Origin of the sequence: Streptomyces rimosus subsp. rimosus (genome assembly GCF_000720725.1) — a bacterium.
GTDB classification, from domain to species: Bacteria; Actinomycetota; Actinomycetes; order Streptomycetales; family Streptomycetaceae; genus Streptomyces; species Streptomyces rimosus_A.
On record NZ_JOCQ01000040.1, the window covers coordinates 62,278 to 85,881 of the forward strand.

Sequence of the window (23,604 nt, forward strand, 5' to 3'; positions counted from 1 at the left end):
CCATGACGACCATTTCCGAAGCCCTGGCCGCCCTCTCCGGTGGCGACCTGCCCGCTGACGCGGTGCGTGAGGGCCGCTGTCTGAAGCCGCCGATCGGCTGCGGCAAGCCGCTGATCTCGGAGAATGGCGAGGCGCGCGTCTTCTGGAACGAGGACGAGGCCCGCCAGTACGAAACCGAGTGGCGCATCACCGGGCTGTGCCCCGACTGCCAGGACTCCGTCGAGGACGACGCGGCGGAACTGGCGGACATGTGGCCGGCGATCCGGGGCTTCGTGGCGTGGCTGGACGAGTCGAACGGCCGCGACGAGCACGAGAAGACCCTCCGCATCCTGAAGGTCACCGAGGAGACGGGGGAGGTCGCCAAGGCGGTCATCGGCATGACCGGCCAGAACCCCCGTAAGGGCGTCACCCACAGCCTTGAGGACATCGCCGACGAACTGTGCGACGTGATGATCACGGCGGCGACGGCACTCGCCTCCGTCGTCGACAACCCCGAGCAGGTGTTCGCCGCCAACCTCGGCCGCGTCCAGCAGCGGGTGAACGAGCTGGAGGCGCGCAATGCCTGAGATCAAGCCCGACCGGTCCGACAAGAGCCGTTGCATCTCTGTCCACTGGAACCTTCCGGTGCAGTGCGTACTGCCTGCCTCGCACCGCGAGAACTGGCACGAAGCCTGGCACCCGCAGACCGGTAACCGGATGCGCTACCGCCGCAGCATGGGCGTCTACGCCACCGAGGAACTGCACCACGGCGCGTGGCACGACCTAGAGATTCCCCCTCCGGGCGGCCACTGCAACGACCAGCACAGCCACCAGCCCCACGTGCGCTGCACCCAGCAGTACGGCCACCGGTTCAGCTGGAGTCACACAGCAACCGTCGACGGCTGCCGCTACACCTGGAACACGCCGCCGCTGAAGGGCCTGACGCCTGATCAGCTTGACTCGGACGTGAAGCAGCTCCGAGGCATGGCCTACGAGCTGGCTGCCCAGTCAGAGCAGGCCCGGCGCATCGCCGTCGAGCTGGAGAACGAGAACGCGCGGCTGGCGGCCCGTGTTCGCGAGCTGGAGCGCCCGGCTGTTGAGGCGGAGCGCGCAGAGATCCGCCAGAGCTACACGGAGCTGATTGCCCAGTGCGAACAGGACCGTGACCACGAAGGCGCCTTCGACGTCCAGTGCCGCCTGCGCGAACGCGAGGAGCAGTGGAAGCGCGAGGACGAAAGCGGTGGTCCGGATGCCTGACCTGATGGTGAACCTCGACGGGCGGACCGTACCGCTCGCGGACTGCCACTGGGTCCTCTTCGACGCCGACGGTTGCGCCGAGGGCTCCCTGTTCGGCCGGTGCGCCGTCGACGAGGAGCAGGCACACCAGGAACTCCGGCCCCTGAAGCGCGACCGGGACCGCGAGGCCCGGCGCGGCTACCAGGTGCGGCTGCTGACCCGCGAGCAGTGGCGCCGCGACGCCAAGCCGTGCCTCCTCGGCCGCTGCGAGCACCGGAAGGGCGGTGCGGCATGAGGAACCCGATCGCCGCCGCCCGGTCCCGGGCCCGGCACCGCGGCAAGACCCCGGCCCGGCTGCGGGCCGCCAACGCCCGGCTGGAGGCCGACTTCGACGCCGCGGCCATCGACTACTCCGGCGCCCTCGAAGACCTGCGCATGGCGCGCGAGGAGAACGCGCGGCTGCGGGCGGCGCCCGCGGCCTGGTCCGAGAAGGAAGGGGCGGCATCATGACCCGCCCGCCGCTCGTCGGAGCCGCCCTGTGGAACACGGTGATGCGGAACGCCGAGGACCGCTGTGAGTGCCGCGGGGTGTGCGGCAGCAAGCATGACCCCGAGCGGCGCGGCCGGCAGATGCGCTGTCCGCACGAGAACGGGATGCTCGTCAGCAAGATCGGCGAGATCAAGCTGATCGCCGTACCGCGCGACCCGTCGGTGGACTTCACCACCGCCGCGTCCCTGCCGGCCTCCCGGCTGATCGCCCTGTGCCCGGCGTGTGACGGGGCCGTGCGCCGGATCTTCAAGCGGGCGGAGAAGCGGATGCCGCCGCAGGAGAACGGGCTGTTCGACAGCGCACCGTACTACGTCGACCCGGCCAGCAAGCGACAGGCCGACGTCGGCGCCGCCTGACAGCCGGGCCGCCGGATGACCCCGGCCGGCGGCCCGGCGATCCACCGCCCGAGTCGCCCGCATCCTCCCCGCAGACGGGGCTGATACCCATTGGAGCTACACCGTGAAGGTCCCTGCGAATGTCCTTGAGGTCCTCGACCGAGCCGAAACCGACGGCTCCCGGCTCATCCTCACGGGCGCCCTGTCCCGCAAGCTGTACCTCGACACGGCCAAGACGATCGAAGCCGCGGGCGGCAAATGGAACCGCCGTGAGCGCGCCCACCTCTTCGGCGGCGATGCCGCCGACGCGATAGAGCCGATCATCCTCACCGGTGAGGTCACCAGCACACGGCAGCAGTTCGGCTACTTCCCCACACCGGCCCCGATCGCACAGCAGCTCATCGACATCGCCGGGATCGAGCCGGGAATGCGGGTCCTGGAGCCGTCCGCCGGCCGCGGCGCCATCGCGTTCGCTGCCGCCCAAGCCGGGGCCGTCGTCGACTGCGTGGAAATCCAGGCCGACCACGCGGAAGCGATCGCGGACGCTCACCACCGCGACATCACCGTCCTGGTGGCGGACTTCCTGACCACCAGCCCGCGGCCCGTCTACGACCGCGTCGTGATGAACCCGCCCTTCGCGCGGCAGGCCGACATCGCTCACGTGGAGCACGCATTCCAGGCGCTCAAGCCCGGCGGCCGGCTCGCCGCCGTGATGTCCGCCGGCATTACGTTCCGCCAGACGTCGGCCGCAGTCGCCTTCCGATCCCGCATCGAAGCACTGGACGGCGAGCTGCGCCCGCTGCCCGAGGGCGCGTTCAAGGAAGCCGGAACCGGCGTGAACACAGTGATCGCCGTGCTCTGCAAGCCCGACGCCGCCTGACACCCACCGCCCCGCCCGGGCCGCCCGCCCTTCCCCGCGGGCGGCCGGGCGGACCACACCCGAAAGCAGGTCACATGCGAAACATGAGCCGCGGCGACCTCGTCGCCCTCCTCGACGACATCCGCGCCCGCGTCGCCACCGGCGACAGCTTCGAAGGCAACCTCCAGTACCTGATGCCGCAGGCCGACGATGCTGAGCACCCCTTCGACGTGGCCGCCACGTACCGCGTCGGCAACAGCATGGGCCAAGGCGGCGCCGTCATCATCGGCGCGAACGGCGGTGTGCGATGACCACGTCGCCCGAGGCCGCCGCCGTCGTGGACCCGGTCGCCGCCGACACCGCCCAGCAGCAGGGCATGGACGACGCCGCAGCCCACACCGATACCGCGTGGGCCGCCGAATGCCAGAAGGGCATCGCCGTGGCCGCCACCCTCATGCTGCCGTTCCAGGCCGCCGACCTCGTCGCCGCCGGACTGGTCAGCGAACCCCGCCACCCCAACCACTGGGGCCCGCAATTCGCCGCCGCCCACCGGGGTGGCGTCATCGAACCCCATGGCGTGGCCCGATCCAAGCGCGCCACCGTCCGCAACTCCCTGTGCCGCACGTGGATCGGCTCCATCGAAGGAGGCGACACCGCGTGAACACCCTGCACGAGATCGCCGTCGCCACCGCGCACGCCGTCCTCCTGGCCGCCGCCGGAGGCAGCCTCATCGGCGCCGCATGGCTCGCCGTCACCACCCTGCGGCGCCGACGGCGGCGCCGCGCCTTCCAGCGCACCGCCCGCGCCGCCGCAGCTACCACCACCCAGTCCGCCGACGAGGACATCGACGCCGAGTACCGGCGCCTGTGCGAAGGGAGCAGCCAGTGAGCGCCTCCAAGAAGAAGGGCACCAGCGCCGAGAGCGCCGTCGTCGCCTACCTGCGCAGCCGCGGCTTCGTCCAGGCCGAACGCCGCGCCCTCAGCGGCAGCCAGGACCGCGGCGACATCGCCGGCATCCCCGGCACCGTCCTGGAGGTCAAGAACTGCGCCCGCACCGAACTCGCCTCCTGGGTCGACGAGGCCGAGATCGAAGGCGAGAACGACCGGGCCGAAGTCGCCGCCGTGTGGCACAAGCGCCGAGGCCGAGGCAACCCGGGGGCCTGGTTCGTGACCATGACCGGCGAGCAGTTCACCGACCTGCTGCGCGCCGCCATGGGCATGCCCGACACCGACACCGTACTGCGCGAGGCCGAAGGCGGTGAGGCGGCGTGAACGCCTTCCCCCTTCCCGCCCGTGAGCCGAACGGGCTGACGCTGCTTGACCCGTTCTGCTGCCAGGGCGGCAGCGCCATGGGCTGGTACCTCGCCGGGTTCGACGTCACCGGCGTCGACACCGCCCCGCAGCCGCGCTACCCGTTCACCTTCATCCAGGGCGATGCAATCGAGTACATCCGGGCGCACGGCCACGAGTACGACCTGACCGCCGGGTCACCGCCGTGCCAGGCGCACAGCCTGTGTCAGCGCATCCAGGGCCGCACACATCCCAGGCTGATCGGTCCGGCCCGCGAGGCGATGCAGTCCACGGGGCGGCCGTGGATCATCGAAAACGTACCCGAGGCGGCCCCCGAACTCCGTGACCCCATCACCCTGTGCGGGGCTTCGTTCGGCCTGCATACCTACCGCCACCGCCTCTTCGAAGCCTCCTTCCCGCTCACTGCGCCGGAGCATCCGCAGCACACCCGCCGCACGGTCAAGATGGGCCGCCCGCTGAAGCCCGGCGACTGGTATCACGCGGTCGGCAACTTCTCCAACGTCCCCTATGTGAAGGCGGACATGAGCGTCCCGTGGATGACCCGCGACGGCATCCGGGAGTGCATCCCGCCCGCCTACACCCGCTACCTCGGCGCGCAGGCAGCCGTCTTCCTCCTGCAGCCCACGGAGGCCACCGCGTGATCGCCACCGGTAACGACGCCACCGGCCAGGCGCTCGCCGCCCGCGTCGCCGACCTCATCACCGACGCCGCCAACAACAGCCCCCGCTCCCGGCAGACCCGCATCGGTCCCTCCGAGGTCGGCGAGCCGTGCGAACGCAAGCTCACCTACAAGCTCTTCGAGTGGCCGGTCTGCAACACCGACCACGACCCCATCGCCAGCGTGATCGGAACTGGTTTCCACGGCTGGATGGAAGAGGTCTTCACCGGCCGCAACGCCGTACTGCCGGATGGGCGCCCGCGCTACCGGATCGAAGAGCGGGTAACCGTCCGCGAAGCCGGCAGCACCGTCCTCGGATTCGATGTCACGGGGTCCGCCGACCTGTACGACCGGCTGACCCGGACCAACCTCGACTGGAAGCTCGTGGGCGTCTCCAGCTTCGACGCGTACCGGCGTAAAGGTCCCGGGGTGCAATACCGCGTACAAGCGCACCTCTACGGCCTCGGCCAGGAGAACGCCGGAGAATCGCCGGAGCGAGTAGCCATCGTCTTCGTGGCCCGCCACCACGAACTGCGCGTCCACGTCTGGACCGAGGAGTACCAGCGTCAGGTGGCGCTCGACGCCCTGGAGCGGCTCGACCGCATCAAGACGCGCCTGCTGGCGCTGGACCCCGAAGCCAATCCGGAGCGCTGGTCGGAAATCCCCATACCGGAAGACGCCAAATGCAAGTGGTGCCCGTGGTTCCGGCCCGGTTCCAGTGACCTGAGTTCCGGATGCCCCGGCGTCATGAAGCAAGTCAGGCGGCACGGCTTCGAGGAGCTGGTCGCGTGAAAACCACCGAGGAGCGCTTCTGGGAAAAGGTCGACGGAGCAAACGTGGCCGGTTGCTGGATCTGGCGGGGCGCCGGCAACGGCTACGGCAGGTTCTACGCCTCGGGCCGCAACGTACTAGCGCACCGATGGGCATACGAATATCTCCGAGCTTCGATCCCGGAATCGCTTGTCCTTGACCATCTCTGCCGCAATGCCCAGTGCGTGAATCCGTGGCACCTAGAACCGGTCAGTCAGGCGGAGAACCTCCGTCGTGGGAACGGGTTCAGCGGACGTAACGCGCGCAAAACGCACTGCCCCCAGGGGCATCCGCTGACAGGCATGAACAGCTATCTCGCCCCTTCGGGTGGGCGAGCTTGCCGCACCTGCCGCCGTTCGGCGTACCGAGCCCACCGCGCCGAAAATCGCGAACTCATCAACACCCGGAAACGAGCGGCTTACGCCGCCCAAAAGCTCGCCGATTCACAGAAGTCGGCGTGATCAATCCCACCTCTCCCAAGGAGCAAAGGAACTCATGAGCACTCCCCTGGACGCGAACTCCTTCCTGATGGCGGGCGGCGCCAAGTCCGCCCGGTTCGAGCAGCCCGGCGCCTTCGTCGTCGGCCGCATCAGCGAGCAGCCCGTCGTGCAGCAGCAGAAGGACTTCTCCACCGGCGAGCCGCTGTTCTGGAACGACGGCCAGCCGCGCATGCAGCTGTCGGTGACGCTGGCCACCGACCAGCGCGACCCGGCCGACACGGACGACGACGGCTCGCGCCGCATCTACGTCAAGGGCCAGATGAAGCAGGCGATCCAGCAGGCCGTGCGGGCCTCCGGCGCCCGCGGCCTGGAGGTCGGCGGCGTCCTGAAAGTCACCTACGTGCGCAACGGCACCGCGAGCAACCCGCGGTTCAACCCGCCCAAGGAGTACGCCGCCGAGTACACCCCGGCCGCGCAGGCCGAGCTGAACACCCCCGAGCCCGCGGCGCCCACCGGGGTCGACACCACCACCGGCGAGATCACCGCCCCGGCCGCGTCCGCGGCACCGGGCCAGCCGGACCTGAACGACCCGGCCGTGAAGGCGCTGCTCGCACAACTGCAGGGCCAGCAGCGTCAGGCCGCGTCTGCGGCGAACGGCGGCAGCACCGAGCCCCCGCCGTTCTGAGCCGCGCCACCGCACCACCCCGCCCGCCCGGTAACCAGGCCGGCGCCCCGGGTCCGACGCCCGGGGCGGGCACCGAGGCCGCCGCCTTCGCGTACCACCGGACAAGGAGCACCGCCTTGAGCACCGAGCCACCGCAGGACACCCTCCGTGCCGCGCTCGCCTGGCACGCCGCCGGCGCCAGCGTCGTCCGCGTGGCCACCGACGGCACCAAGCGGCCGCTCGGCAACTGGGCAGCACACCAGAAGGAACGTGCCACCGAGCAGCAGCTGCGCGCCTGGTTCACCGGCGGCCACCCCGGGCTCGGCATCGTGTGCGGCGCCGTCTCCGGCGGCCTGGAGATGCTGGAGTTCGAGGGCCGCGCCGTCGCCGAAGGCGTCCTGAAGGAGTTCGGCGAGATCGCCGAGGACTCCGGGCTCGGCGGCATCTGGAAGCGGGTGGCCGCCGGCTACCTGGAGCGCTCCCCGTCCGGCGGCATCCACGTCCTGTACCGCCTGGACGGGCAGCCGGTGCCGGGCAACACCAAGCTGGCCCGCCGCCCGGCCCGCGCCGACGAGCTGACCGGCGATGAGCGGCAGGTGCTCGCGAACAAGCCCGGCAAGGTCTTCGTGCGCGATCTTGTCGAGACCCGCGGCGAGGGCGGTTTCGTCGTCGTCGCCCCCTCCGCCGGGCCCGTGCACGAGACCGGCCTGCCCTACCAGCTGCTCGCCGGCGCACCGGAGACCCTCACCGTCGTCACGGCTGAGGAGCGCGAGGCGCTGCACAGCGTCGCCCGCACCCTCGACACCATGCCCGCCGCCATCTTTCCGGCCCCGGCGGATCCGGTGCAGGAGGCGTTCTTCCGCGCCGCCGCCCCGGCCGCGGACGGCTCTTTGAAGCCCGGCGAGGACTTCGAGCAGCGCGCCGACTGGACCGACATCCTCACCCCGCACGGCTGGCGCCTGCTCGGGCAGCGGGGCCGCACCCGCTACTGGCAGCGGCCCGGCAAGAACGGCCTGGGCATCTCCGCCACCACCGGCCACGCCGACGACCGCGACCGCCTGTACGTCTTCTCCTCCAGCACCGAGTTCGACCCCGAGCGCCCCTACACCAAGTTCGCCGCCCACGCCCTGCTCGAACACCGCGGCGACTACAGCGGTGCCGCCAAGGAACTGCGCCGCCGCGGCTACGGCACCGCCCCCGAGCGGCACCTTGCGGCCGTGCCCGCACAGCGGGACAGCCCTGCCGCACCGCCGCCCGTCGACGGCACCGCGGCGCTGAAGGTCGACGAGCCCGAGCCTGCCGCGGACGCCGGCCCGTACTCCTTCACGGACGACGGCAACGCCCTGCGCCTCGTCGACGCCCACGAGCACGAGATCCGCTACGTGCCCGAGCGCTCCAAGTGGCTGATCTGGGAGGGGCACCGGTGGGGGTGGGACGAAGCCGGCCACGTCCGGGAGCTGATGAAGGCCATCGCCCGTGACCTGCCCGCCGCGGAGACTCCCGAGCGCAGGCATCGGGCCTACAGCCTCTCCGCGCGCGGCACGTCCGCCTCCCTGCAGCAGGCGTGCTCGGACAAGCGGATCGTCGCCCGCGCCTCCAGCCTCGACAGCCACCGGATGGAGCTCAATACCCCCGGCGGCGTCGCCGACCTGGTCACCGGCGAACTGGCCCCGCCGGATCCGCAGCAGATGCACACCCGCTCCGCCGCGGTGGCGCCCGAGAAGATGGCCACCCCGCGCTGGGATGCCTTCTTGGAGGACACCTTCGGCGGCGATGCCGAGATGGCCGCGTTCGTGCAGCGCCTGGCCGGCTACTCCGCTTCCGGCGACGTGCGCTACCAGATCCTGCCGTTCCTCTTCGGCGGCGGACAGAACGGCAAGTCCGTGCTGATGGACGTGCTGCGCAGCCTGCTCGGCGACTACGCCGCGCCTGCCCCCGCGGCGTTCCTGATGGCCGGGAAGAACGAGCACTCCGCCGAACTCGCACAGCTGCAGGGGCTGCGGCTGGTCATCGCCTCGGAGGTCAACCAGGACGCCCGGTTCGACGAGGCCAAGATGAAGGAACTCACCGGCGGGGAAGCGATCCGCGCCCGCTTCATGCGCCAGGACTTCTTCACCTTCGAGCCCACGCATCACCTGTGGCTGATGGGCAACCACCAGCCCGAAGTCAAGGCGGGCGGGGACTCGTTCTGGCGGCGCCTTCGCTTGGTGCCGTTCCTGCACAAGGTCCCCGAGCACAAGAAGATCGAGAATCTGTCGCGGCTCCTCGTCGACGAGGAGGGCCCCGGCATTCTCGCCTGGGTCGTCCAGGGGGCCGTGGACGTTTTCGGCGGCGGCCTGCGCGCTCCCGAGTCCGTCATGGCCGCCACCCGCGCCTACGCCGACGAAGAAGACGCCCTCGGCCGGTTCCTGGACGCGTGCTGCATGCGCGCCACCACCGACGTGGTGCGCCTGGAGACGAAGAAGCTGCGCGCCGCCTACGAGACGTGGTGCCACGCCGAGGGGGAGACGCCGCTCAAGCCGCAGTCGCTCGGCCGGGAGCTGAAGCGGAGGGGGATCAGCCGCAGTGACAGTAACGGCCGCGCCTTCTACCTCGGACTGTCACTGCTCGCCGCTGAAGACGAGGGGTGGGGACATGACAACGACTGAGGCAGTGACAGTAACCCCCCTCGCAGTGACAGCAGCAGTGACCGAAAAAGTGACAGTAAAAACCGACGTTCTTGCAGGTCACGGCCTTGCAGTGACAGCAGTGACAGTAATCCCCGGGTTCCACTGCATACGCGCACACGCACACGCAGGTGGAGGAGTTATATGCAGAACGCCGTTTTACTGTCACTGCTGTCACTGCCAGGGGCGGTGAAGCGCCGTGCCAGCCCCTAAACGGAATCCGCCCACCTGGCTCGACACGTCCGCGCCGCAGAGCGACCGGCCGCGCGCCCAGCAGTGCCCGCGCTGCCGCGCCCCGGTTCTGCGTGCCCTGGCCGGCCGCACCGCCGCCGTTGATGTCCGCGCCGATCCGTACCCGCTCGGTCTCGCGGCCGAGCTTCAGGCGCGGCTTGCCGGACGGTTCACCTACTGCCTGCGCCTGCACCCGCACTTGCCGCCGCGGCTGCTGATCCGCGACCGCTGGCACATCGCCGGCGGCACCTGCGCCCACCTGGTCGTCGCCGACCACCACTGCACCCGCGCCACCGCACCGGCGGCGACCCCGCCGCCCGGACCCGACCGCCTGTTCTGAGAGGAGAACCCCGCCATGGCTACCCCGATCACCCACCCCGACTTCCTCGCCGGGACCACCGCCCGTACACCGTGCGCACTGCAGCCTGCTCGTTTCCACTCCAGCGACGACGCTGCCGTCGACCTGTGCCTGGACTGCCCGCTGATGCTCGCCTGCCGCCAGTGGGCGCGCGAGCACCGCGCCGCCGGCGTATGGGGTGCCGAGACCACTGTCGAGCGCACCGCGGCCGGCTGCCCGCCTGAGACCGAGCCGGAGCCGGAGGACATCCGGCCCGTGTGCGGCACCGAGGCGGGTGCCCAGTGGCACCGCCGCTACGACCCCGACGGCCCGTGCCCGGCATGCCGGAACGCGGCACGCAGCGCCATGCGGCGGCGCAACCGGGAACGGGATGCCGCACTGGGCACCGTGTGGCCGCCCCGCCTGCCCGAGCAGGAGCAGAAGATCCTGGAGGCGTTCGCCGCAGGCATGGACCGTGCGGCGATCGGCCGCCGCTTCCGCCTCCAGCGCAAGACCGTCGCCACCTACCTGTACCGGATCCGCAGGCGCCTGCGGACCGACGAAGCCGGACTCGTCGCGGCGGCACAGGCTGTCGGCCTGCTGCCCGCGGCGCAGCGTGAGTTCGGGGAGGCCGCCTGATGCCCGACACCCGCCCCCGCACGCTGACCGGAACTGTCTCGGCCGTCCAGCGCCCGTACCTGGTCCGGGGTGACGACACGGTGCCGGAGCTGCGCTTCCGGCTGTCGGTGAAGCGCTGGACACCCGAGGGCCGCTACGGCGGCACGGACGTGCACCACGTGGTGCTGCGCGACGAGCACACCAACCTCGCCGTCAGCTACGTGCACGCGCTGGCGGTCGGCACCCGCCTGCACCTGCACGGCACGTGGCGCCAGCGCCTCGACGCCGACGCCTGGATCGACGAGTTCACCGTCACCCGCCTGTGGACGCCGCTGCCCATCCCGTCCGGCACCCGCCTCGGACGCCTGCCCGCACAGCGCACCGAAGGAGACGACCGGTGACTACTCGCCCGAACGCCTCGCAGATCAATGACGACCAGCTCGACGCGCTGTACGCCGAGCTGGAACGGGCCCGGCAGGCCCTGAGCGCCCGCGAGGCGGCCCCGGAGTCGCCAGACGGGGCTGAACCCGTCCGGGGCGCCGAGAGGCCGCCAGAGGGCCAGGGAGGCCACACGTACCTGTCGACCGGCTGCCTGCACGGCGAGCACGGCTACTGCCAGTCCATGACCGGCCTGGCGGGGGCCAAGCGCCCGGCCCGCTGCAAGTTCTGCGAGGCGCCGTGCATCTGCCCCTGCCACCAGGCTGCGGGGCCGTCGCCGAAGGAGGCCGCCTGATGCCCCGCGTGATCCGCGCCCGCGACGTCGCCACCGTCCTCGCCGACGGCGGCTACGGGCCGTCCGAGTACGACCCGGACTACGGCTGGGATCCCGGCTACCGGGCCGTCCAGTCCGGCCGCCGTCAGGTCAACGTCTTCCACGACGGGCCCGGCGAGGAAGCCTGCCTGGAGCAGTACACGGCCGAGCTGCGGGCCGCCGGATTTCACGTCGTCGCCGACCAGGTGCCCGGCGGCGGACGGCGCCGCCTGCACATCACCCGCCCCTGACCCGATCGAGGAGAGCAAGTGAAAGTCGCCGACGACATCCTGCACAGCCTGGCCAGCGCCGCCGTTGACGGCCCGCGGCTGGTGCTCGCCGGGCCGCGCATGGACCCCAAGCTGTACGGCCGGATCAACGAGGTCCTGGAGGCTGTCGGCGGCCGGTGGACGAAGCAGGCGGGAGCTCACGTGTTCCCGGTGGATGCGGCCGAGGCCGTAGCCCCGGTGCTCGCCACCGGTGAGGTCGTGACGCTGCGGGAGAAACGCAACGACGCGCAGTACTTCCCCACGCCCGCCGCGGTCGTCGACCGGCTGCTCGCGGCGGCGGACCTGCGTCCGGACATGGAGGTGCTGGAGCCGTCGGCCGGCTCCGGCGCCATCGCCAGCGCAGCAGCGGCGCGCGGGGCTGTGGTCGACTGCATCGAGCGCGACCCCGGGTACGCAGCCGTCCTCGCCGACACCGGCGCGGCCCGCACCGTGCGGGTCGCCGACTTCCTGACCGTGGCGCCGGAGCCGGTCTACGACCGGGTGGTGATGAACCCGCCGTTCACCCGCGGCGCCGACGTCGAGCACGTCCAGCACGCGCTGCGGTTCCTGAAGCCGGACGGCCTGCTCGTCGCCGTCATGTCCCAGGCGGTCAGCTACCAGAAAGGCGCCGCCGCGGCCTTTCGCAACCTCGTCGAACAGCGCGGCGGACAGGCCGAGATGCTGCCGGAGAAGGCGTTCGCCGAATCCGGCACCGGGGTGGGCACCATCCTCGTGGCCATTCCCGCCACGCGCAGCGCCGCCGTCCGGCCGCTGGTGTGGCCGACGCACGAGCAGCCTGTCTCCGGGCCCGAGGACTTCGGTGATCCGGCGGCCATCGCACGCGAGATCGTTGACAGCTTGCGCAAGGCCACCGCGGCCTTCGACGCCGTAGCCCGAGCTCTGGAACGCGCCCAACAACGCGCAGCGCCGAAGCCCGTGGTCACCGACCTGCCGGTGTCCGCTGGCCCGCACGGCCAACCCACCTTGTTCGACCTCCTCGACGAAGCCTCCTGACCCCGCCCGCACGAACGCAAGGAGACCGCCATGCACGACCGCGACGCCGTCAACCCAGTTTGCACGATTTGCATGCGCGGTCTTCGCGATGACGAGTGGGACCGTCTCGCGTGCCGCATCTGCCAGGACCGCGGCACCGCGATGCTCAGCGCCCTGCCGGGCCTGTACGACCAGCTCGGCGACCTCCTCGAGCCGGGCCCGGGGCGGGGCGACGGGCGCGTATCCGGAACGCGCGGCGCGCCGCTGCCGTGCTCGCTGCACGTGCTGGATCTGCGGGCCCGCGGCGGGCTGGTGACCGTCCTCGCCGACTGGGAGGCTGCAGTGCGGGACGAACTCGGCTACACGGCAGCGGTGTTCCGGGGCGACCTGCGACAAACCCTCGCCGGAGTAGTCAGCTTCCTGACCGCCAACGCCCCGTGGGTCTACGCGTCGTTCCCCGCCGTTGCCGATCTGCACCGTGAACTCCGCGCCCTTCACAGCCACGCCGCCCGCATGGTCACCGGCGAACAAGCGGAACGCAAAGTCCGTGTCCTGTGCGGCTGTGGCGCGACCCTCCCGTTCACCGTCTCCACCCCCGGCGAGAAGTGCCGCACCTGCGGTACCCAGTACGGGCACGCTGACCTTTTCGACCTGCCGCTCGCCGACCGGGCCGAAAGGAGCGCCGCGTGAGCGTCCCAGGATTCGCCGCGCTCGTTCTGAGCCTCGCCGCTCTGGTCATGTCGCTTCTGGCGTGGCGGATCAACCGCCGCACCCGAAGGACCCTGAAGAGGACCGACGAGAACCTGGCGCGCAGCCAGGCTGTACTCAACCAGGTACGGCGGGGTGGAGGCGAGACGTGACCGACGACGACCCCGTCCGGCCGGCCGCGATGCGCCTGCCCATCGTGACCGGTACGGACGGGCAGCCGTACCTCGGCTGTGACGCGGTGGTGGCGCTGCTGCGGGCCATCGCCGCATCCTGCCGCACCCTCGCCGACGACCCCGAATGCGACCTCGACAGCGCCGCAGCGGTCATCGACTACGAGGCGGATGCCCTGGAGTGCCGGGCCATCGACCGCACCCGCCGGTCAGCCTGACGCGAGCCGTCGCGCCACGTTCGCCGACCACCGGCGGGCCAGCGCCGCCACCCCGTCCTCGCCCCGGCCCACCTCGGCCAGCAGTGCCACCGCGGCCCGCGCCTCACCCGCCGTGACCAGCGGCAGGCGCGGGTCGTCCGTGTCCAGCAGGGCGTGCAGGGCGGCCAGGTCGTCATCGGTCACGGTGAGAGAACGGGGCCGGGAGTCGGCCGGTTACGCAGCCATGAGTAACGAAAGAGCCCCCACCCGGCGACCGCCGGGTGGGGGCCTTCTGCATTGCTCCGGAAAGCGGCGGGTGCGGACGGGATGGTCAGTTCCACCCGATTGTCGCGTAGACCAGCCCCGAAGCGGCGTGTACTGCTACGGGAATCACGGCCCCGGGCCACGGTTTGCGCCTCCTGGCGATGCACGCAGCGAGGGCGGCGACTGGGCCGACCCATCCGAGCAGGTAGAGGACGACAGTGCTGTTGTCGAGCCAGTCGAAAAGCGCAGCCGTCCGACCCACCCGTGACAGCAGACACAGGCAGGAGAACACCAGAGCCGAACCCCACAGGTTGGCTTCTACCGACTTGGGCCCATGAGCAGTACTCACACGCGAATTCGTCATGGCGTGAACTGAAGTCAGCCGGTTATCTGCCTGATGACCCAGTCGATCACATCTGCGCCGCTAGCAGCTACGAGAAGTCGCACCGGGTGGTACCACGGCAGGTTTTCGGCCCACCTCTTGAAAGATGCGGCGCCCCCCTTGGCGGCACTGACGGCCTTCTTGAAGAACGCTCCCCCCTGCTTCTTGATGAGGGCAATGAGGGCCTTGCCCGCACTACTGGCGGCTCCACGCTCCTCGGCGGCAGAAGCCGTGCCAGCAGCGACCGCCGCGACAGCAGCTCGCCCCTCTGCGCCAAGCTCCGCGGATATCTCAGGCGATGCCAGCAGCTGTCGCGCGTGAGGGGCGCTGAGCGTCGACTGAGCCGCAGGGGTGCTGGGGGCTTCTGCGGCGGTCGCGGCAGGCGCAGCGACGCCGAAGGCGACCGCCGCCATCACGGTTGCTGCGGACGTGCGCAGGGTATTGCGATTCACGTAATACGCTCCTTGTAGTCGGATTCTTGCGCTCATGCAAGGCTCGTCAAAACCGAAGAAGACGCGGGATTTTCGAATCAGAAGGCAGTGGTTCGATACCGGATCACCGTCCTACCCTCTGAAAATCCTCGCCCGTCACGCGCCCAGCAATAAGAAGAGGCCGGACCCTCCCGAGCTGCCGATGCATAGATCATCCGGGGGTGTCATCTAACTGGCAACCTTTTTAGTGTCAGCTTAAGTGCGCGGCAGTCATACTCTTCAGCTCGCTGGACTGCCGACGGACGGTCGTGAAAGCGGAGACCCATGACGGCGGCACGGGGCCCTCGACGCACGACGAAGCCCCCGCCGAGGCGGGGGCTCTTTGCTGTGCTGGCTCAGATCTTCCGCAGGAACACCTTCGCCGTGTTGTGGAAGCACACGGTCACGCCCTGGCTCGTCTGCCCCTCGCGCGTCGACCACCGCTCGATCCGCTCGATCTCCGGCGACTCCGCGCCCGACAGGACCGCCGCCAGCCAGCCCTCCGCGTTGTCGCCCGCCTGCGGCTCGACGGCCGGCGCGGGCTGGCCCTCCACGGGCGTGTCCGGGTCGTCGTGGCGCGTGCCGGACGCCAGCTGGCCGATGATCTGCCAGCGCGACTCGCCCCCCGGGCCCGCCACCGCCACACCGTAGGGGTGCCGGCTGTCGCCCGCCTCGGAAAGCAGCTGCACGCGGGACGCGCCGCCGTTCTTCAGCACGTCGACGACGAAGTTCTGGAAACGCTGCGGGCGCATGATCGGATCCTTTCGGGGCAATGGGGAGATTCTATGCTCACGCGGCGACGGCCAGGGCGGTGAAGCGGGCGTTGCTCGGCCGTGCCCCGCGGGCCCCGATCTGCCGCTCCCACAGGCGGCAGGTGCCCGCCACGAACGCCTCCACGGCGCGCGGGTCGGCCGCCGTCCAGCTCGGGAACTGCGCCGCCCACGCCAGCGCCTCGCGCGGCGGGCAGTCGGCCTCCATCAACCGCACCGTCGTGTACGCGACGTCCACCCACGCCGGACCGGCCGCAGGCATCGCCCAGTCCACGATCCACACCCGGTCATCGCCGACGAGGAGGTTGTGGGGGTTCGTGTCGGTGTGCAGCAGGGTGTCGCCGCGCAGCAGCTCCAGCCGCTCGGGAGACAGGACGCCGACGAACCGGTCGGCGAACGACGGCACGCCCGCTGGCGCCCGGACGGCCTGAGCCGCCCGCAGGACATCAGCCACCAGGGCCAGGTCCCCCGAGCCGGCCGCCAGGTCCGCGTGCCGACCCTCGACGTACTCGAAGCCCAGCAGGTCCCAGCCCCCGGCGACTACCTGCCACAGCAGCCGCGGCCCCACGCCGCGCGTCGCCGCGTTCACCGCGGCCTCCATCGCCTGGCCGGCCCGCGCCCTCGCATCATCGGCCGGCGCGCCCTTCACGAACACCTGGCCCGAGCCGGCCTTGAGCACGGCCGCGGTCCGGCACGTCAAGCCGTCCGCGACCTCCCGCACGGCGTCGACCGGGCCGGTGTGCGCCTCCACCACCGCGCGAGTCTCCGACGGCAGGTCTCCCCAAGCAGTACGCGGCACCACGGCCCCCTCGCGACGAGAAGAGGGGCCGCAGGAGCGACCCCTCACATGCTCAACGAGCAAGCTACCGCTGCGTGGCGCCACACCGCCGACACCGCTGCGCGCCGCTCCACGGAACCCAATCGTGCTCGCACTCCGCCATGACGCACTCCCTCCGTCCGTTCTGAGGGTGCTCGCGCACAGCCGGAGAAGCGACGGCGCACGCGGCGCGCACAGGAGCGTCAGGCCGCCGGACCCAGCTCCGGCTGGTCGTACCGCAGCGGAGCGACCCCGCCGAGCTTGCCGTGCAAGTACTGCAGGCCGCGAACGGTGATGCGGATCTGGGGCCGGGCGAGCTTCACCTCGTCGGTGCGCGGGTCGCGGTAGGTCTGGATGCGTTCCTTCAGGTGCGCGGTGTGCTTCGCGTAGGGCACGCCCTTGCGGTCGACCATGTCCAGCTCCCGGATCGACTTCATCAGCCGGTGCTGCCCCGTCGAGATCGCGGGGTCGCGGTTCAGGATGAAGGCGGCGTCACGGAGGCAGTAGTCGCCTGACGCGTCGGCGAGGACGTTCCACGCCGCGGCCGGGGCCTCCAGCTCCTTGACGCGGGCCTCGGCGGCGAGCTTGCCCTGCTCCGACTCCAGCGCCGCTTGAAGCGCCTCCAGCTTCGTCATCTCCCGAGGGGGAGCGGGCGTCTGCTCGTAGCGGCCGGTCTTCCGGATCTGCGGGATCACCTCGTGCGTGACCCAGCGGCGGAAAGGCTTCACTCGGGGCGAGCGCGAGATCAGCATCAGTGCGTACACGCCCGGTTCGGACACGAGGACCATTCGCTGGGCTCCGCCAGGGGTGTCCACGGCCGCGGACACCCTCTCGTCTTCGTCGAGCTGAGCGAGGGCGTCGCGGTACTTGCTGATGCCCACGACATCGCAAGCGTCCTTGCCGACGAACCACGGCTCGCCGTCGATCAACATCGACCGCACCTGCTGCGCGGTCTCGGGGAAGGTGAACGCCATGGGGGCGCTTAGGGATGGGACCATGGACATGGTCCAACTCCTCTTCTCGATGGGTGCGGGAGTTGTGCACTGGCCGTGCGTCCGGCGGCATCCGGGCGCACGGCATCTCAGGTCGGTCAGGCGTGCTACGGCCAGTTCCGCTACTAGAAGCTACTCCGAACGGCAGCATGTAACTAGGCGTTTCTAGTAAAAACTTTCTGGACCTTCCTGTTCTTCGTAGGTTCTGGCATCCTTTCGGTATGACCACCACTACAGACAGGGCGACGTGTCAGCGGCTCGCCCGGCTGGTGCGCGAGCGCCGCGTCGAGCTGCGCATAACGAAGATCGAGGCGGCGCGCGCCGCGGAGACCACGGTCACCACCTACGCGAAGGTGGAAGCTGGAGAGGCCGTCCGGGATGTGACCTATAGCAAGGTCGACCACGCCCTCGGATGGGCGTCTGGCTCCTGCCGCGACATCCTCAACGGCGGCGAACCGACATTGGCGTCCGCCGCCCCGAAGTGGGAGGGCTCGGTTCAAGGGCTCGATGAACAGGACCTTGGACGGGTGATTACGCACGCCGTCGTCACCGTCTCCGACACCCTCACCGCAGCCGAAATCCGGGAGATCACTCGCCGCGTCGTCGACGACCTGAAACGGCGCGGCGCGCTGGGGGTGTGACGCTGCGCCCGCAGGCGGAACCCTGGACGGAGCAAGTCCCCCGAACTGCTCGCAGGGGTACGGTCGTCGTGTCGCATCGCTCTGCACGGGAGGCCGCCGTGGCGCCGCCGCTGAATGCCGAACACCGGCCCGACTACCCGCCGAAGACGCCACCCCCACCAAAACGTCCGGTGGAGCCGCCGCGCCCCAACGAACCGAAGACCGCCCCGGTGCCCGCGGCCCGGCAACGGGTGAGCATGGCCAACCGGCGCGGTGTCAACTGGCCGCTGGAATCTCAGCCATGGGCGCCGACCGGGGCGCGCAAGCGCGTCATCCGGCAGCTTCAACAGTGGGGGTACCGACCGGACGGTGATGCGGTCGGAGCCATGGTTACCCTCATGGTGAAAGCCGCGGTCGGCGACGGCGGTCGGCGCGTCAGTCTCCATCTCGCCGACCAACATGAACAGGCCCTTGTGCTTGTGCTCAGCCACCAGCCCGGACCCGCGCCCGACGACACCGTCCTGCCCCGCCTCGCCAAACTCGGCGCCTCCAGCTGCGGCACCGACAACGCCCCCGACGGGCGACGGCTGTGGGTGCTGCTGGATCTCTGATCGTAGAGAAGTCCCGCCGGGCGAACCGGCGGGACTTCTCTACGATCAGGTCGCGATCAGGCCGGAGTCAGCGCCACCCCGAACGCCTTGCCGACAAGCCCCCGCACCAACAGATCCGACACCACCGGGTCCGGATCGGAGGGCATCAGCAGGACCAGGCCGCCGTCGCCGGTGGGCGCCATAAGACCCGCGAACCCCGGGATATCGGTCCCCGCATCAACCGCGTCCACGTGCAGCTCTGCCAGTAGCTCCGGCAGTGGGGCGGTCATCAGGTGGGCGGGGGAGGGGGGAGGAGGAGTCGAGGGCAGCGGGTTACTCGTAGACTTCATGACGAAGTCCCTTCGTGAGAGTTCGGGCTTCTTGACCAGCGGTTGCAGCCGCTGGTCTCGGCGGCCGGGGTGGTAGGACACCCCGGCCGTTGTGCTGCGGCGGCGATGGCCACCGATGGATCGAACCTACCGGCACGGGAACAAGACACCGGGAGAACGGGGGCGAAACAAGCTATGGGGCGTTACACAAAGCTTTGAGAAAAGTGGGGTCTCGCGCCGCCCAACGCACTTCGAAGTGCGTTAACCCGCAGGTCCAGGCCGTGCGGCCCACCTGCGGCTTCCTCTCGGCGCGGGTGGCGCTGGCGGCCGGGCGGACGTAGAAAGCGCTGCAGGAGCCCAGGGTTGAAGATGGCCGATACCGGTCGGTGAGGTGCGTTCATCGACGCCGATCCTTCACGGCGGGCGACGGCGTGGTCAGGGGGTCGGGTGTAAACACCGCGAATTAACACCCTCAGGCCCCATCACGTCAGCTCGCGCCGGTCCGGTACCGCCGCTGGCGCGGGCGGACGGAGGCGTCACTGGGGCTGCTCACGGTTCAGCCGATAGGTGCCTGGTTGTGCACGACGTTGTGGCGCGGACTCTCGGCTCGGATCGCACGCCTTTCAGCGGCAAGGGCCTCAGACTTGCTGTCGAACCACTCAAGCGAGAGGTCCGCGACCTCCGGCCACCACACCTTGTCGACGGCGTGCTGACTCCAGCGCTGAGGTGGTTTGGTGCTGATTCCCACGTAGAGCAGTTCACCGGCGGCGTCGCGGAGGCGGTACAGGGCGGTGCGCTGAAGATCAGAGCCGTTCGCTTCCGCGTGGCACCTCCTCCGCGGCCGAGTCGGGCATGTCGCTACCTCCTCCGCTTGCATCTCCTCTTCGGTCTTCCTGCGCACGGCGATCCAGTAGTTGGGAATCTTGGGGTCGCGCTCGTACACGTAGCCCTTGAACGGGGTTGAGTAGCTAATGATCGAGTCTTCGGGATCCTGGAACATCTGGATCGGGGTGCCGCTCGAAGCTGTCGCCATACCGCCCCCTGCGGTGTGCATGGGCTGCGCCCTCTGTCAGCGGTCGCTGACGTGGTGCAGCCGTCCTAAACAGGAGGCTCCACCGGTATAGGACCAGTTGTCAAGGTGTCTGTGTTGCCCGAGCTGAATGTCTGGTACACGACCGAATGATTAGGGCAGGTAGACAGGTATCTTGGTCGTTCGTATACCTGATGAGGAGGGATGGCTGTGACGGATCCAGCGCAGGGCAAGAAGCCGCGCTACGAACAGATCGCGGATGAGCTGCGCGCTCGGATCGAATCCGGTGTGTACAGCGAGTCTCGCAAGCTGCCGAGCGAACGTGCGCTGTGCGAGGAGTTCACCACCGCGCGCAACACCATCAGAGACGCCATCCGAGTGCTGCGCGCAGAGGATCGCGTTGAGTCTCGCGGCGGATCTGGCGTGTACTTGCGCTCCTTCGAGCGCATCCGGCGTGACGCCGTAGAGCGGCTCTCGAAGAAGCACTGGGGCGCCGGCCGCGCCGTCTGGGATAAGGATCTTCCCGGGCGCAGCAGGGATGAAGAGGTCACGGTTCGCAAGGTCGCGCCGCCGGACCGGATCGCCGGAACCTTGGGTATAAGGGGCCAGGAGGCTTGGTGTCGGAGCCGGGTGTACCGATCGGAGGGGCGCACGGTCCGGCAGGCCACCTCGTGGTACCCGGTCGACCTCGTCGAGGGAACTGCCATCGCTGAGCGCGATACGGGGCCCGGCGGGTCCTATGCCCGGCTGGAGGAGATCGGTCACGGCCCGGCGCGCTACCGCGAAGAGGTCAAGATCAGGCTGCCGCTGTCGGCCGAGGCCAAGACCCTCGGGGTCACCATGGATACGCCGGTGGTCTTCATCATGCGGACCGCCTTCGATTCGGAAGACCGCCCCGTCGAGGTCAACGAGATGATGCTCGACTCGGACAGCTACACGCTGATCTATACCTTCCCGTCCTGAGCTGCGTATACCTCGCGGCGAGCCCCTGCCTGACGGTGGGGGCTTTTCGCTGATCGGAAAATTGGTCCTAGACCGCTGGTTGTCACAAGCTGCCTGGGCTGCTTAAGTGGTCCTATACCGGTTCCGAGTTCGGAGCCCACGAGACAGCCATGCGCGAAGGGAGAAGCATGAGCAACACCGTCAGGGCATCGGCCGTCGAGCGGATGCTCGGAGCCGCCGAGGTAGCCGAATCTCTGAACCTCTCGCTGACTGCGGTTTACCGACTGGCACGCAGCGGCGCGCTTCGGAGTCACAGGCACGGACAGGGCAAGGTGCGCCCGCGCGGCCTCCGCATCCCCGAGTCGGCTGTCCGCGAATACCTGCACCGCTCGCAGCTCCCCAGTGATGAGCAGCGCGCCGGTGGCGCGATCCGCATCCCGGAGTCCGAGCTGAACCGCTCACCCGAGCCCGCGGCGGTGACGTCATGACCACCGCCGAGCTGTCCGTTCCGCGCCAGCTGCCCGCCGGCAACCCGAAGGCGGCCCTGATCCTCGACGCCTACGCCGAGGCTCTGCGCGCGGCGGGCGAGGACGTCCACGTGGTGTACAGCGCGCACGGCGACATGTTCAAGATCGTGGCCCGGGAGACGTCATGAGCGCCCCGCAGCCCGGCCCGGTCGACCCGCAGCTGGTCGCCGACATCGACGAGATCTTCCTCGGCTACTGGGACACCGCTGTGCTCGCCCTGGTTCACGCCGACTACCGGCCCCGCGCCCTCCAGTCCTACGCCCGCCAGCACGGCTCTGCGGCCCGCGAGAACGAGCCCGAGCCGACTGACGGCCTGACCTGACCCTTCCCGGGCCCGCACTGCCGGGCCCGGTCACCCACTCGTATCGACATATCGACTCGACAGGAGTCCTTCCGATGGCTACGACCGTCGACTTCACCGCCCTGTCCGACGCGGACGCCGCCGCCACTTCCGACCTGATGGCCCACCGCCGCGCCACGACGCTGGTGCCGGACCCGCACGCCACCTACCGGGCACAGATCGTGACCGCCTACGTGACCGCCGCCTACCCGGCCGTGCGCCGCAGCCTGCTGGACGAGGCCACCGACTACGACCGCCAGCACCCTGGCGAGCCGTCGCTGGCCGACGAGCTGTACGGCGCCGACCTGGGTGGGGTGGCGTGATGAACACCGACGTCATCATCGGCGCGGCCACGGCGATCGCGGGTGCCGGGGTCACCGGCCTGATCCAGTACGCCACGTTCGCCCGCTCGGCTCACACTCGGCGCCTGGCGCGTATCGGCGACGCGGCCGACGCGTTCGGCGGCGAACTGATCGAGTACCGGCGCCCCGTCTACGCCAGGGTTACCGCAGCGCGCGAAGGCGCCCACCCGTCGGCCGGCCGTGACACCCGCTGGGAGGCACACTCCCGGGTCACCAAGTCCCTGCGGCGCCTGCTGCGGGTGTCCTCCGGAGCCCCCGGTGCCTCGGAACTCGCCCGCGTGGCCCGCGAAGCGGCTGCGGTCACCTTCGCTCTGAACGACGCGGCGAACGAGGTGGCCACCGCCGTGCGCGACGACGCGTCGCCCCAGCGGGTCCGTGACGCGGAAAACGCCCTTGCCGAGGCGGGCGATGCGGCTCGCCGTCTGGATGACGAGCTGCTGGCCGCTGCGGTCCGCGCGACGAGGGGTGCGTGATGCGTCCCGCCGCCTGGGTTGCCATGGCCCTGACCGTCGCGCTGGTCGTTGCCTGCCCGCAGATCCTCACCGGCGGCCTGTTCGTAGCGGTCGCCGCGGTCGGCTTCGCGGTCGGCTGGGTTCTGATGACGCCGCTCGCTGCCGGTGCCGCGCTCGCCGCCACCCTCGTGTGGATCGCGATGCGGCCCGAGACCGGGCGGAGGTGGGCACGGTGATCGACGCCGACCTGATGGGCCTGTGCCACGAGCTGGTGATCCAGACGCAGCACGGCTCGGCGAGCATGCTGCAGCGCAAACTGCGCATCGGCTACGCGCTGGCCTGCCGAGTGCTCGACGCACTGGAGACCGAAGGCGTGGTCGGGCCGTCGCAAGGCTCGCTGCCCCGCGACGTGCTGGTCACACCCGACGGGCCGCCGCGGAGGTGGGCGTGATGACCGCCACCCAGCCCGCGCCCACTCGCGTCGAGGAGAGGATCGCGAGGACGCAGGGCGAGATCGCCCGCACGGACACGAAGGCCAGCATCCTCCTGGCCGCCCTGGCGATCGTCGCCGGTCCGCTCGCGTCGAACGCCGGGACTCTGATCCGCAGCGGCTGGCCGACCGCCACCGCCACGATCCTCGCCGTGCTCCTCGCCGGCGCCGCCGCATGGCTGCTGCTCGACGTGGTCCTGCCCCGGCTCAACGGCAGCGGAACCGACAACTTCATCCACTACGCCCGCTGCACCCGCGCCGAGCTGATCCAGGCGCTGCACGTGACCGCCGACCCCTACCACGAGCTGATCACCCTGGCGCAGATCGCCGACGCCAAGATGCGGCGACTTCGCACGGCTGGGTTGTTGCTGAAGCTCGCCGCCGTGCCCGCACTGGCCGCCGCCGCGCTGGCGATCGCCGCCCACTGACCCACCGCAAGGAGAGTCC

42 protein-coding genes are annotated in these 23,604 nt (G+C 70.3%); 35 read left to right on the forward strand and 7 right to left on the reverse strand.

The window, feature by feature from the left end:
• Window positions 1–2: 2 nt before the first annotated feature.
• The 24 genes from IH45_RS1000000150825 (at window position 3) to IH45_RS0121305 (ending at window position 13,801) form a co-directional block, all read left to right on the forward strand.
• Window positions 3–566: a MazG-like family protein gene (locus IH45_RS1000000150825; protein ID WP_324607949.1), complete on the forward strand. Its 564-nt coding sequence runs from the start codon at window positions 3–5 to the stop codon at window positions 564–566.
• Window positions 559–1,236 carry a hypothetical protein gene (locus IH45_RS0121195; protein ID WP_030670519.1) on the forward strand — a complete coding sequence of 226 codons (678 nt, stop codon included), beginning with the start codon at window positions 559–561 and terminating at the stop codon, window positions 1,234–1,236. The genes IH45_RS1000000150825 and IH45_RS0121195 overlap by 8 nt, the downstream gene beginning before the upstream one ends.
• The gene (locus tag IH45_RS0121200; RefSeq protein ID WP_158813196.1) at window positions 1,229–1,510 is read left to right on the forward strand and encodes a hypothetical protein; all 282 of its coding nucleotides are present in this window, start codon (window positions 1,229–1,231) and stop codon (window positions 1,508–1,510) included. The genes IH45_RS0121195 and IH45_RS0121200 overlap by 8 nt, the downstream gene beginning before the upstream one ends.
• Window positions 1,507–1,725: a hypothetical protein gene (locus IH45_RS0121205; RefSeq protein ID WP_030670526.1), complete on the forward strand. Its 219-nt coding sequence runs from the start codon at window positions 1,507–1,509 to the stop codon at window positions 1,723–1,725. The genes IH45_RS0121200 and IH45_RS0121205 overlap by 4 nt, the downstream gene beginning before the upstream one ends.
• On the forward strand, window positions 1,722–2,120 hold the full coding sequence (locus IH45_RS0121210) for a hypothetical protein (RefSeq protein WP_050515034.1): 399 nt from the start codon (window positions 1,722–1,724) through the stop codon (window positions 2,118–2,120). The genes IH45_RS0121205 and IH45_RS0121210 overlap by 4 nt, the downstream gene beginning before the upstream one ends.
• A 103-nt stretch (window positions 2,121–2,223) precedes the next feature.
• Window positions 2,224–2,979 carry a methyltransferase gene (locus tag IH45_RS0121215; protein WP_030670530.1) on the forward strand — a complete coding sequence of 252 codons (756 nt, stop codon included), beginning with the start codon at window positions 2,224–2,226 and terminating at the stop codon, window positions 2,977–2,979.
• 74 nt (window positions 2,980–3,053) lie between these two features.
• Entirely contained in the window at window positions 3,054–3,269 is a 216-nt protein-coding gene (locus IH45_RS0121220) for a hypothetical protein (RefSeq protein WP_158813198.1), read from the forward strand.
• Window positions 3,266–3,619, forward strand: a complete 354-nt coding sequence (locus tag IH45_RS0121225) for a hypothetical protein (protein ID WP_030670535.1) — start codon at window positions 3,266–3,268, stop codon at window positions 3,617–3,619. The genes IH45_RS0121220 and IH45_RS0121225 overlap by 4 nt, the downstream gene beginning before the upstream one ends.
• Window positions 3,616–3,846 carry a hypothetical protein gene (locus tag IH45_RS0121230; RefSeq protein ID WP_030670537.1) on the forward strand — a complete coding sequence of 77 codons (231 nt, stop codon included), beginning with the start codon at window positions 3,616–3,618 and terminating at the stop codon, window positions 3,844–3,846. Before IH45_RS0121225 ends, IH45_RS0121230 begins: the two co-directional genes overlap by 4 nt.
• Window positions 3,843–4,229, forward strand: a complete 387-nt coding sequence (locus IH45_RS0121235) for a PDDEXK family nuclease (RefSeq protein WP_030670539.1) — start codon at window positions 3,843–3,845, stop codon at window positions 4,227–4,229. The genes IH45_RS0121230 and IH45_RS0121235 overlap by 4 nt, the downstream gene beginning before the upstream one ends.
• A complete protein-coding gene (locus IH45_RS0121240) occupies window positions 4,226–4,909 on the forward strand; it encodes a DNA cytosine methyltransferase (protein WP_050515036.1) in 684 nt (227 codons plus the stop codon). Before IH45_RS0121235 ends, IH45_RS0121240 begins: the two co-directional genes overlap by 4 nt.
• Entirely contained in the window at window positions 4,906–5,718 is an 813-nt protein-coding gene (locus IH45_RS0121245) for a hypothetical protein (protein ID WP_030670543.1), read from the forward strand. The genes IH45_RS0121240 and IH45_RS0121245 overlap by 4 nt, the downstream gene beginning before the upstream one ends.
• Window positions 5,715–6,197, forward strand: a complete 483-nt coding sequence (locus tag IH45_RS1000000146700) for an HNH endonuclease signature motif containing protein (RefSeq protein ID WP_078897695.1) — start codon at window positions 5,715–5,717, stop codon at window positions 6,195–6,197. The genes IH45_RS0121245 and IH45_RS1000000146700 overlap by 4 nt, the downstream gene beginning before the upstream one ends.
• A 34-nt stretch (window positions 6,198–6,231) precedes the next feature.
• Complete coding sequence (locus IH45_RS01000000143855; protein WP_032917984.1) at window positions 6,232–6,861, forward strand: hypothetical protein; 630 nt, start codon at window positions 6,232–6,234, stop codon at window positions 6,859–6,861.
• Between the two features lie 116 nt (window positions 6,862–6,977).
• Entirely contained in the window at window positions 6,978–9,488 is a 2,511-nt protein-coding gene (locus IH45_RS0121260) for a phage/plasmid primase, P4 family (protein ID WP_030670551.1), read from the forward strand.
• A 217-nt stretch (window positions 9,489–9,705) separates the two neighbouring features.
• The gene (locus tag IH45_RS01000000143860; protein WP_050515037.1) at window positions 9,706–10,077 is read left to right on the forward strand and encodes a hypothetical protein; all 372 of its coding nucleotides are present in this window, start codon (window positions 9,706–9,708) and stop codon (window positions 10,075–10,077) included.
• 15 nt (window positions 10,078–10,092) lie between these two features.
• A complete protein-coding gene (locus tag IH45_RS1000000145325; RefSeq protein ID WP_050515038.1) occupies window positions 10,093–10,713 on the forward strand; it encodes a WhiB family transcriptional regulator in 621 nt (206 codons plus the stop codon).
• Window positions 10,713–11,093, forward strand: a complete 381-nt coding sequence (locus IH45_RS0121275) for a hypothetical protein (RefSeq protein ID WP_030670558.1) — start codon at window positions 10,713–10,715, stop codon at window positions 11,091–11,093. The genes IH45_RS1000000145325 and IH45_RS0121275 overlap by 1 nt, the downstream gene beginning before the upstream one ends.
• Window positions 11,090–11,425 (forward strand): hypothetical protein, encoded by a 336-nt coding sequence (locus IH45_RS0121280; protein WP_030670560.1) that lies wholly within the window; start codon window positions 11,090–11,092, stop codon window positions 11,423–11,425. Before IH45_RS0121275 ends, IH45_RS0121280 begins: the two co-directional genes overlap by 4 nt.
• A complete protein-coding gene (locus tag IH45_RS0121285; protein WP_030670562.1) occupies window positions 11,425–11,694 on the forward strand; it encodes a hypothetical protein in 270 nt (89 codons plus the stop codon). Before IH45_RS0121280 ends, IH45_RS0121285 begins: the two co-directional genes overlap by 1 nt.
• 18 nt (window positions 11,695–11,712) lie before the next feature.
• Window positions 11,713–12,726, forward strand: coding sequence for a methyltransferase (locus IH45_RS0121290; protein WP_050515039.1), 1,014 nt, complete (start codon window positions 11,713–11,715; stop codon window positions 12,724–12,726).
• Window positions 12,727–12,756: 30 nt separating this feature from the next.
• On the forward strand, window positions 12,757–13,395 hold the full coding sequence (locus IH45_RS0121295) for a hypothetical protein (protein WP_030670565.1): 639 nt from the start codon (window positions 12,757–12,759) through the stop codon (window positions 13,393–13,395).
• A complete protein-coding gene (locus tag IH45_RS1000000148825) occupies window positions 13,392–13,565 on the forward strand; it encodes a hypothetical protein (protein ID WP_158813200.1) in 174 nt (57 codons plus the stop codon). The genes IH45_RS0121295 and IH45_RS1000000148825 overlap by 4 nt, the downstream gene beginning before the upstream one ends.
• Complete coding sequence (locus IH45_RS0121305; RefSeq protein WP_030670567.1) at window positions 13,562–13,801, forward strand: hypothetical protein; 240 nt, start codon at window positions 13,562–13,564, stop codon at window positions 13,799–13,801. The genes IH45_RS1000000148825 and IH45_RS0121305 overlap by 4 nt, the downstream gene beginning before the upstream one ends.
• Here the strand turns inward: IH45_RS0121305 and IH45_RS1000000148830 are convergent.
• The 5 genes from IH45_RS1000000148830 to IH45_RS0121325 form a co-directional block, all read right to left on the reverse strand.
• Window positions 13,793–13,984: a hypothetical protein gene (locus IH45_RS1000000148830; protein WP_030670569.1), complete on the reverse strand. Its 192-nt coding sequence runs from the start codon at window positions 13,982–13,984 to the stop codon at window positions 13,793–13,795. The genes IH45_RS0121305 and IH45_RS1000000148830 overlap by 9 nt on opposite strands.
• 438 nt (window positions 13,985–14,422) lie before the next feature.
• A complete protein-coding gene (locus IH45_RS1000000148835) occupies window positions 14,423–14,878 on the reverse strand; it encodes a hypothetical protein (RefSeq protein ID WP_158813202.1) in 456 nt (151 codons plus the stop codon).
• A gap of 374 nt (window positions 14,879–15,252) precedes the next feature.
• Complete coding sequence (locus tag IH45_RS0121315) at window positions 15,253–15,648, reverse strand: hypothetical protein (RefSeq protein WP_030670571.1); 396 nt, start codon at window positions 15,646–15,648, stop codon at window positions 15,253–15,255.
• 37 nt (window positions 15,649–15,685) lie between these two features.
• Window positions 15,686–16,465, reverse strand: coding sequence for a phosphotransferase (locus IH45_RS0121320; RefSeq protein WP_234440615.1), 780 nt, complete (start codon window positions 16,463–16,465; stop codon window positions 15,686–15,688).
• 221 nt (window positions 16,466–16,686) lie between these two features.
• Complete coding sequence (locus tag IH45_RS0121325) at window positions 16,687–17,487, reverse strand: phage antirepressor (RefSeq protein ID WP_078897696.1); 801 nt, start codon at window positions 17,485–17,487, stop codon at window positions 16,687–16,689.
• 209 nt (window positions 17,488–17,696) lie between these two features.
• Between IH45_RS0121325 and IH45_RS0121330 the strand changes: the two genes are divergently transcribed.
• Complete coding sequence (locus IH45_RS0121330) at window positions 17,697–18,116, forward strand: hypothetical protein (RefSeq protein ID WP_030670576.1); 420 nt, start codon at window positions 17,697–17,699, stop codon at window positions 18,114–18,116.
• A gap of 98 nt (window positions 18,117–18,214) precedes the next feature.
• Window positions 18,215–18,706 (forward strand): hypothetical protein, encoded by a 492-nt coding sequence (locus IH45_RS1000000146705; RefSeq protein WP_030670578.1) that lies wholly within the window; start codon window positions 18,215–18,217, stop codon window positions 18,704–18,706.
• 56 nt (window positions 18,707–18,762) lie between these two features.
• On the opposite strand, the gene IH45_RS0121340 is transcribed toward IH45_RS1000000146705, so the two are convergent.
• Together IH45_RS0121340 and IH45_RS1000000145330 are read right to left on the reverse strand one after the other, a co-directional pair.
• Window positions 18,763–19,035: a hypothetical protein gene (locus tag IH45_RS0121340; RefSeq protein ID WP_158813204.1), complete on the reverse strand. Its 273-nt coding sequence runs from the start codon at window positions 19,033–19,035 to the stop codon at window positions 18,763–18,765.
• Between the two features lie 535 nt (window positions 19,036–19,570).
• Entirely contained in the window at window positions 19,571–20,047 is a 477-nt protein-coding gene (locus IH45_RS1000000145330) for a GIY-YIG nuclease family protein (protein WP_158813206.1), read from the reverse strand.
• Between the two features lie 207 nt (window positions 20,048–20,254).
• Here IH45_RS1000000145330 and IH45_RS0121350 point away from each other — a divergent pair, with 207 nt between their 5' ends.
• The 9 genes from IH45_RS0121350 to IH45_RS0121390 all read left to right on the forward strand — a co-directional run bounded on the left by IH45_RS0121350 (window position 20,255) and on the right by IH45_RS0121390 (window position 23,585).
• Window positions 20,255–21,007, forward strand: a complete 753-nt coding sequence (locus IH45_RS0121350) for a GntR family transcriptional regulator (RefSeq protein ID WP_158813208.1) — start codon at window positions 20,255–20,257, stop codon at window positions 21,005–21,007.
• A gap of 167 nt (window positions 21,008–21,174) precedes the next feature.
• Window positions 21,175–21,474, forward strand: a complete 300-nt coding sequence (locus tag IH45_RS0121355) for a helix-turn-helix domain-containing protein (protein ID WP_107058692.1) — start codon at window positions 21,175–21,177, stop codon at window positions 21,472–21,474.
• Window positions 21,471–21,641: a hypothetical protein gene (locus IH45_RS1000000149395; RefSeq protein ID WP_199810700.1), complete on the forward strand. Its 171-nt coding sequence runs from the start codon at window positions 21,471–21,473 to the stop codon at window positions 21,639–21,641. The genes IH45_RS0121355 and IH45_RS1000000149395 overlap by 4 nt, the downstream gene beginning before the upstream one ends.
• Window positions 21,638–21,835, forward strand: a complete 198-nt coding sequence (locus IH45_RS0121365) for a hypothetical protein (RefSeq protein ID WP_030670587.1) — start codon at window positions 21,638–21,640, stop codon at window positions 21,833–21,835. Before IH45_RS1000000149395 ends, IH45_RS0121365 begins: the two co-directional genes overlap by 4 nt.
• A 74-nt stretch (window positions 21,836–21,909) precedes the next feature.
• Window positions 21,910–22,176: a hypothetical protein gene (locus IH45_RS0121370; protein WP_030670589.1), complete on the forward strand. Its 267-nt coding sequence runs from the start codon at window positions 21,910–21,912 to the stop codon at window positions 22,174–22,176.
• Window positions 22,176–22,688 (forward strand): hypothetical protein, encoded by a 513-nt coding sequence (locus tag IH45_RS0121375; RefSeq protein WP_030670591.1) that lies wholly within the window; start codon window positions 22,176–22,178, stop codon window positions 22,686–22,688. The genes IH45_RS0121370 and IH45_RS0121375 overlap by 1 nt, the downstream gene beginning before the upstream one ends.
• A complete protein-coding gene (locus IH45_RS1000000150015) occupies window positions 22,688–22,903 on the forward strand; it encodes a hypothetical protein (RefSeq protein ID WP_030670605.1) in 216 nt (71 codons plus the stop codon). The genes IH45_RS0121375 and IH45_RS1000000150015 overlap by 1 nt, the downstream gene beginning before the upstream one ends.
• Complete coding sequence (locus IH45_RS1000000150020) at window positions 22,900–23,118, forward strand: DNA translocase FtsK (protein WP_267885146.1); 219 nt, start codon at window positions 22,900–22,902, stop codon at window positions 23,116–23,118. Before IH45_RS1000000150015 ends, IH45_RS1000000150020 begins: the two co-directional genes overlap by 4 nt.
• Window positions 23,118–23,585 (forward strand): Pycsar system effector family protein, encoded by a 468-nt coding sequence (locus IH45_RS0121390; RefSeq protein ID WP_050515042.1) that lies wholly within the window; start codon window positions 23,118–23,120, stop codon window positions 23,583–23,585. Before IH45_RS1000000150020 ends, IH45_RS0121390 begins: the two co-directional genes overlap by 1 nt.
• The last annotated feature ends 19 nt before the right edge of the window (window positions 23,586–23,604 follow it).

Bases quoted from the DNA above. Each gene is read 5' to 3' on its own strand.
- IH45_RS0121210 (WP_050515034.1), top strand. From the start codon at position 1,722: ATGACCCGCCCGCCGCTCGTCGGAGCCGCCCTGTGGAACACGGTGATG.
- IH45_RS1000000150825 (WP_324607949.1), top strand. From the start codon at position 3: ATGACGACCATTTCCGAAGCCCTGGCCGCCCTCTCCGGTGGCGACCTG.
- IH45_RS1000000150015 (WP_030670605.1), top strand. From the start codon at position 22,688: ATGCGTCCCGCCGCCTGGGTTGCCATGGCCCTGACCGTCGCGCTGGTC.
- IH45_RS0121370 (WP_030670589.1), top strand. From the start codon at position 21,910: ATGGCTACGACCGTCGACTTCACCGCCCTGTCCGACGCGGACGCCGCC.
- IH45_RS1000000149395 (WP_199810700.1), top strand. From the start codon at position 21,471: ATGACCACCGCCGAGCTGTCCGTTCCGCGCCAGCTGCCCGCCGGCAAC.
- IH45_RS0121220 (WP_158813198.1), top strand. From the start codon at position 3,054: ATGCGAAACATGAGCCGCGGCGACCTCGTCGCCCTCCTCGACGACATC.
- IH45_RS0121340 (WP_158813204.1), bottom strand. From the start codon at position 19,035: ATGAAGTCTACGAGTAACCCGCTGCCCTCGACTCCTCCTCCCCCCTCC.
- IH45_RS0121285 (WP_030670562.1), top strand. From the start codon at position 11,425: ATGCCCCGCGTGATCCGCGCCCGCGACGTCGCCACCGTCCTCGCCGAC.
- IH45_RS0121200 (WP_158813196.1), top strand. From the start codon at position 1,229: ATGCCTGACCTGATGGTGAACCTCGACGGGCGGACCGTACCGCTCGCG.
- IH45_RS0121365 (WP_030670587.1), top strand. From the start codon at position 21,638: ATGAGCGCCCCGCAGCCCGGCCCGGTCGACCCGCAGCTGGTCGCCGAC.
- IH45_RS0121355 (WP_107058692.1), top strand. From the start codon at position 21,175: ATGAGCAACACCGTCAGGGCATCGGCCGTCGAGCGGATGCTCGGAGCC.
- IH45_RS0121205 (WP_030670526.1), top strand. From the start codon at position 1,507: ATGAGGAACCCGATCGCCGCCGCCCGGTCCCGGGCCCGGCACCGCGGC.
- IH45_RS0121330 (WP_030670576.1), top strand. From the start codon at position 17,697: ATGACCACCACTACAGACAGGGCGACGTGTCAGCGGCTCGCCCGGCTG.
- IH45_RS0121315 (WP_030670571.1), bottom strand. From the start codon at position 15,648: ATGCGCCCGCAGCGTTTCCAGAACTTCGTCGTCGACGTGCTGAAGAAC.
- IH45_RS0121390 (WP_050515042.1), top strand. From the start codon at position 23,118: ATGACCGCCACCCAGCCCGCGCCCACTCGCGTCGAGGAGAGGATCGCG.
- IH45_RS0121195 (WP_030670519.1), top strand. From the start codon at position 559: ATGCCTGAGATCAAGCCCGACCGGTCCGACAAGAGCCGTTGCATCTCT.
- IH45_RS0121375 (WP_030670591.1), top strand. From the start codon at position 22,176: ATGAACACCGACGTCATCATCGGCGCGGCCACGGCGATCGCGGGTGCC.
- IH45_RS1000000145330 (WP_158813206.1), bottom strand. From the start codon at position 20,047: ATGGCGACAGCTTCGAGCGGCACCCCGATCCAGATGTTCCAGGATCCC.
- IH45_RS0121225 (WP_030670535.1), top strand. From the start codon at position 3,266: ATGACCACGTCGCCCGAGGCCGCCGCCGTCGTGGACCCGGTCGCCGCC.
- IH45_RS0121275 (WP_030670558.1), top strand. From the start codon at position 10,713: ATGCCCGACACCCGCCCCCGCACGCTGACCGGAACTGTCTCGGCCGTC.
- IH45_RS0121325 (WP_078897696.1), bottom strand. From the start codon at position 17,487: ATGTCCATGGTCCCATCCCTAAGCGCCCCCATGGCGTTCACCTTCCCC.
- IH45_RS01000000143855 (WP_032917984.1), top strand. From the start codon at position 6,232: ATGAGCACTCCCCTGGACGCGAACTCCTTCCTGATGGCGGGCGGCGCC.
- IH45_RS0121295 (WP_030670565.1), top strand. From the start codon at position 12,757: ATGCACGACCGCGACGCCGTCAACCCAGTTTGCACGATTTGCATGCGC.
- IH45_RS1000000145325 (WP_050515038.1), top strand. From the start codon at position 10,093: ATGGCTACCCCGATCACCCACCCCGACTTCCTCGCCGGGACCACCGCC.